The 5,385-nt window shown below is 71.8% G+C and carries 6 protein-coding genes; 2 read left to right on the top strand and 4 right to left on the bottom strand.

Annotation, left to right across the window (positions count from 1 at the left end; all coding sequences use genetic code 11):
* The coding region (locus H5J33_RS22250) for an aminotransferase class III-fold pyridoxal phosphate-dependent enzyme (RefSeq protein ID WP_181796680.1) at nucleotides 1–464 on the bottom strand (464 nt) is incomplete at its 3' end.
* 287 nt (nucleotides 465–751) lie between these two features.
* On the opposite strand from H5J33_RS22250, the gene H5J33_RS22245 reads away from it, so the two are divergent.
* Entirely contained in the window at nucleotides 752–1,225 is a 474-nt protein-coding gene (locus H5J33_RS22245) for a flavin reductase family protein (RefSeq protein ID WP_258565298.1), read from the top strand.
* A 424-nt stretch (nucleotides 1,226–1,649) separates the two neighbouring features.
* On the opposite strand, the gene H5J33_RS22240 is transcribed toward H5J33_RS22245, so the two are convergent.
* From H5J33_RS22240 to H5J33_RS22230, 3 genes are all read right to left on the bottom strand, one after another.
* Complete coding sequence (locus H5J33_RS22240; RefSeq protein WP_181796678.1) at nucleotides 1,650–2,825, bottom strand: acyl-CoA dehydrogenase family protein; 1,176 nt, start codon at nucleotides 2,823–2,825, stop codon at nucleotides 1,650–1,652.
* A gap of 99 nt (nucleotides 2,826–2,924) precedes the next feature.
* Nucleotides 2,925–3,347, bottom strand: coding sequence for a DUF4440 domain-containing protein (locus H5J33_RS22235; RefSeq protein WP_181796677.1), 423 nt, complete (start codon nucleotides 3,345–3,347; stop codon nucleotides 2,925–2,927).
* 68 nt (nucleotides 3,348–3,415) lie between these two features.
* On the bottom strand, nucleotides 3,416–3,793 hold the full coding sequence (locus tag H5J33_RS22230; RefSeq protein WP_181796676.1) for a nuclear transport factor 2 family protein: 378 nt from the start codon (nucleotides 3,791–3,793) through the stop codon (nucleotides 3,416–3,418).
* 251 nt (nucleotides 3,794–4,044) lie between these two features.
* Here H5J33_RS22230 and H5J33_RS22225 point away from each other — a divergent pair.
* A partial coding sequence (locus H5J33_RS22225; protein ID WP_181796675.1) for a polyketide synthase occupies nucleotides 4,045–5,385 on the top strand: 1,341 nt, incomplete at its 3' end.

Genomic DNA, 5,385 nt, shown 5'->3' with positions numbered 1-5,385 from the left:
CGAACAGCGCGCCGCTCGGCCGACCGCGCGAGGAGTTCCGCGACGCGCATGCCCCGGTCGAGTTCCGCGTGCTTGATGGCCGCTTCCACGGCCTCCGCGCCGCTGTTGGCGAAGACGGCGTAGTAGGGCTCGTCGGTGCCCAGTTCCCGGTGGATGACGCGGTTGAGCTCCGCGGCGAGCCGGTTGGCGTAGGGGTGGCGGGAGAACTGCGCGTGCACGGGGGTGCCGTCCTCGAGCAGTTCCACGGCCCGCGCCACGATGGCGGGGTGGTTGTGTCCGAGGAGCACGGAGCCGTAGCCGCCGGCGAAATCGGCCACCGGGACCTCGCCGTCGCCGGTCCGCTGGTAGAGGGTGTTCCCCCGCGCGCGTACGTATTCGACGGCCAGTCCCGCGGTGTCGAGCACCTCGCGCAGATAGGGCTCCGCAAGCTCGGGCCCGGAAGTCGTCCTGTAGGTGTCGTCCATGGCTCAAAGGGTGCGCCAGCGAGGTCAACCGCCGGTCATCGCCGAGTCATCACCCGTGCTCAGCGGCGGGTGGCGGGGCGGTTACCCGACAGTGGGAGACAGAACGAAAGGCACGGGTACGTTGAATGGCGTCGGCTGCTCATGCCCGTCGCGGCCCGCCGGCATCCCGTGCAGCCTAATTCGGAGAGGGTGGCATGAATTCCGCGTCCACTGACATCGATTCCGTGGCCCTTCGCACCGGGCCGCCGTCGGAATCCGGGCCGCCGCCCGCGAAGATGCGGGAAGTGATGTCCCGATTCGCCACCGGGGTCACCGTCATCACCGTCGGCGGTGAACACGTGCACGCCATGACGGCGAACGCCTTCACTTCCGTTTCCCTCGATCCGCCGTCCGTGCTGTGCAGTGTCGGGCATGGAGCCGTGATGCACGGTGCGCTCAGCTCGGCGGGGCGATTCGCCGTGAACATACTCGGTGCCCGGCAAGAAGGGCTGGCGAAGCATTTCGCGGACAAGAAACGCACGCTCGGCGCCGCCCAGTTCCAGGACGTGGACTGGCGGGCCGGCGAACACACCGGGGCGCCTTTGCTGACGGGGGCGGTGGCATGGCTGGAGTGCGCGCTGACCGACTCCCACGTCTTCGCCGACCACACCCTGTTCATCGGCACGGTCCTGGCCGCGGGCCAGGGCGAGGACGCGGACGGCCTGCTGTTCGTCAACGGCCGCTTCGGCCGCGCGGAAGCACCGCGCCCGGCTGCGCACTGAGCGCGACGCGGGCGGCGACACCCACGCCGGCCCGTACGCCCGCCCCATAGGCGGCCCGTACCCACGGTCTTCCGTCCCCGGCCTGCGACCGGACGGGACCCGCGGCACGGGCCGCCTGGGCGTTGCGGGGGCCTTGTCCGGAAGCGTTGCCGGGATGGCAGGGCGCTCCGCCGAAGGTGACCGGACCCGACCGTCCTCGGCCGCCCGGACGGCGCCCGTACCGCTTCACCCGAGGAGCGCGACCACCGCCTCGACGTGAGGACACGGCCCCTGCCGCCCGAGAACGCGCCTCCTCAGGCCGCCGACACCCCGTACCGCCCGCCGCACCGGCCCCGGTGTGAGCAAGGGCCCGCCAGGCCGGGACATGCGACCGGCCCCGGCACCGCGCGGACGACTCCGCGGCGGGCCGGGGCCGGAAGGACGGTCACAGGAAGTAGGTGCCGGGCTCCAGGCCCAACAGGACGCGGCCCTGGACCTCCAGGTTGGTGTTGAGCTGGACCAGGGCGTGCAGCGAGAAGCCCTGGATGTCGCGGTGGACTCGCTGCAGCGGCTCCGTGCGGCGGATGACCGAGCCGCCGCTCGCGGTGAAGAGCAGCTCGACGGCCTCCTTCGCCAGCTGCGCGGCGTAGGCGGTGCGGCCCCGGATGACGGCCTTCTCCGCGTCGGACGGCTGGACACCGGCGTCGGCCGCCTCCTGAAGGACCCGGTGCCAGGTCGCGGACAGCGCCTCGGCGGCGGCGATCTTGTTGCCGGCCGTGGCCACCTGCTGCTGGGTGAGCGGGTGCAGGCTCTGCTCCTCCCAGTCCGTGTAGGTGATGCCCCGCCCGGGCAGCCGCTCCAGGAACAGTTCGAGGCCGCCCCGGGCCATGCCCACGAAGGTCGCGGCGACACCGGACAGGATGTAGCCGAGCAGGGCGTAATTGCGGCCGGTCGCACCGGCGTTGGACCGGTTGCCGGTGGCGCTGACCATGGTCTCCTCGAGCCGCACCACGCGGTGCTCGGGCACGAACACGTCCTGCGCGGTCGTGGTGGAGCTGCCGGTCGCGGCACCGGCCGTCACGTCCCAGTCGTCGGCGACGGACAGCTCACCGGTCGGCACGAGGGCGACCAGCTCCTCCTCGGTCCCGTCGGGACGCTCCACGAGCGCCCCCAGCAGGTCCCAGCCGGCGCCCCGGACACCGGAGTTGAAGCGCCAGGTGCCGTTCAGCCGGTAGCCGCCGTCGACCGGGGTGAGGGTGCCGGTGGGGGCGAACACGATGGACACCCGGGCGCTGCCGCCCTCGAACACCTCCTTCTGCGCCCGGTCGGGGTACAGGGCGGCGGCAGCGGTACTGGTCAGCCACACCATGGTCAGCCAGCCGGTGGACGGGCAGCCGCGCGCCACCTCGGCGATGACCTGCGCCTGCTGGGCCACGTCGAAGTCGAGGCCGCCGTGGGCGCGCGGCACGGTCGTACGGAACACCCCCGCCTTCTCCAGCAGGGCGATGTTCTCGTCCGGGATCCAGCGGCGCTCCTCCGCCTCGGCGCCGTTGCGGCGCAGGGCGGGAACGGCCTCGCGGACCGCGGTCAGTACGGAGTTCAGCTCTTCTTGCGTGGCCACTCTCTCTCCTCGGTGTGCGTGCTGTGCGCGGATTGCCGTCAGACGTGCGAACCCCCCTGGAGGGGCAGGGGGGTTCGCGGTTGTGGTGCGCTCGCGGCGTCAGTCGGCCAGCAGGCCGTTGTCGGCGACGGGGCGGTCGATGGCCATCAGCCAGCGGCCGTCCTCGCCGCGGCGCAGGACGTCGGTGCACTGGCCGCGCAGCTGGACCGGCTCGCCGTCCGGGCCGGTGGAGTCGACCTTGTAGTCGACGCCGATCAGCGCGACGTCACCGGCGACATAGGAGTGCGTGACGGCCGCCTCCAGGCGGGGCTTGCCGGACAGGAACTCCTTGAAGAAGGCGAGCCGGGCCGCCCCGGTGAGGGGTTCGCCGGAGAAGTTCGAGATGGAGTCCTCGCGGTAGAGCAGGTTGAACACGGCTCCGTCGCCGGAGTTGAAGGCCTGGAGGAAGATCTCGTTCTGCAGGTCGGTGTCGGCGGTCAGGTCCGGGTGGTCCGGATCGAAGTCGACGGTGAAGTGCGACATCGGTGGTGATCCCTTCTGCGGTCCGGGGAGGGGGCGTTGCGGGTGGCGGTGCGCCGGGCGGGCGCCGGTCAGTCCTGGCCGTAGGGGTCGTCGATGGCGTAGCGCCAGACCTGGTCCTCGCCCAGGCGCAGGACGTCGACGCCGATGCCCTGGAGCCGCTCGGGCTTGCCGTCGGCGTCGACCGTGTCGATCGTCCAGTCGACGATCAGGAGCGCGGTGTCACCGGTGACGTACTTCTCGCGGGGCACGGCCGTCATCTTCGGGCGGTTGCGCAGGAATTCCCTCTGGTACTCCCGCCGGGCCTCGCCGGTCATCGGCTTTCCGGGCTCCCAGACGATGACGGCCTCTTCCGTGTAAAAACTGTCGACCGTCTCGAAGTCGCCGGCGTTGAACGCCGCCACATACTGGTCGGTGTGCTTTTCGACGTTGTCGGTGAGCTGGGACATGACGAGAGTCAACCTGCCTTCTCGTGACGCGGCGTGCATTCCGTCGGCAACATTAGGGGCGGGCATCAACATGCCGTCCATCACGGGGTAATGGGCCGATCTCCCGCCGGGAAGCACACGATTACCGGCCGGTTGACAGCTGCTGAGAAGCCGGAGAGCAGCGCCTGCCTACGATCGGCGTGCTTTCTCCGAAACGCCTTTGCCGGCCGGTGACTCCGACCGGTGTGAGCTGGAAAGGGAAGTCGAACCCCATGACGGATCAGCAGCGCTCCCACCCGGTCGTCCGCGGCGCCGGACACGACGAGGCCACCGCCGAGGGCATCGCCGTCGTCGGAATGGCCTGCCGGCTCCCCGGAGCCGATGGACCCGACGCGTTCTGGGACCTGCTGCTCCAGGGCCGGGACGCGATCACCGACGTGCCCGACGGACGATGGACGGCCGCGGCCACCGGCACCGTGCCCGAGGCCGCCGACCCCGGTATGCGCCGCGGCGGGTTCCTCGACGCGGTGGACGGTTTCGACGCCGCGTTCTTCGGCGTCTCGCCCCGCGAGGCCGTCACCATGGACCCGCAGCAGCGGCTCGTGCTCGAACTGGCCTGGGAGACCCTGGAGGACGCGGGCGTCCTGCCGGCGTCCCTGCGCGGCAGCCGCACCGCGGTGTTCGTCGGCACCCTGCGCGACGACTACACCGCGCTGCTCTACCAGCACGGCGAACAGGCGGTCACCCAGCACACGCTGGCGGGCGTCAACCGCGGTGTCATCGCCAACCGGGTGTCGTACCACCTCGGTCTGCGCGGACCGAGCCTCACGGTCGACTCCGCGCAGTCGTCCTCGCTGGTCGCGGTGCACCTGGCCTGCGCCTCCCTGCGGGCGGGCGAGTCCGAGGCGGCCCTGGTGGCGGGCGTCAATCTCCATCTGCTGGCCGAAGGGGCGCTCGCCGAGGAGCGGTTCGGCGGTCTCTCGCCGACCGGGACGACGTACACCTTCGACGCCCGCGCCGACGGCTTCGTCCGCGGCGAGGGCGGGGCGGCCTGCCTGCTCAAGCCGCTGTCCCGGGCGATCGCGGACGGCGACCGGATCTACGGGGTCATCCGGGGCAGCGCGGTCAACAACGACGGTGCCACCCCGGGGCTGACCGTCCCCGACCGGCGGGCCCAGGAGCGGGTGCTGCGCGAGGCGTACCGGCGGGCCGGGGTCGACCCGGCGGCCGTGCAGTACGTCGAACTGCACGGCACCGGCACGCCCGTGGGCGACCCGATCGAGGCGGCCGCCCTCGGCGCGGTCCTCGGCGCCGGACGCGGCGACGACGAACGGCTGCGGGTCGGCTCGGTCAAGACCAACGTCGGGCACCTGGAGGGCGCCGCCGGGATCGTCGGCCTGCTGAAGACACTGCTGGCGATCAGCCACCGCCGGATCCCCGCGAGCCTGAACTTCGCCGAGCCGAACCCGCGGATCCCGCTGGCGGAGCTGGGTCTGCGGGTGCAGGACGAGCCGACCGGCTGGCCCGCGCCCACGGCACCGCTGGTGGCCGGGGTGTCCTCCTTCGGCATGGGCGGTACCGAGCACGGCGGCGGATACGAGGTGTTCATCGAC

The sequence above is a fragment of the Streptomyces sp. WELS2 genome (assembly GCF_013870595.1).
GTDB lineage: Bacteria > Actinomycetota > Actinomycetes > Streptomycetales > Streptomycetaceae > Streptomyces.
This window is presented reverse-complemented; position numbering and strand designations above follow the sequence as displayed.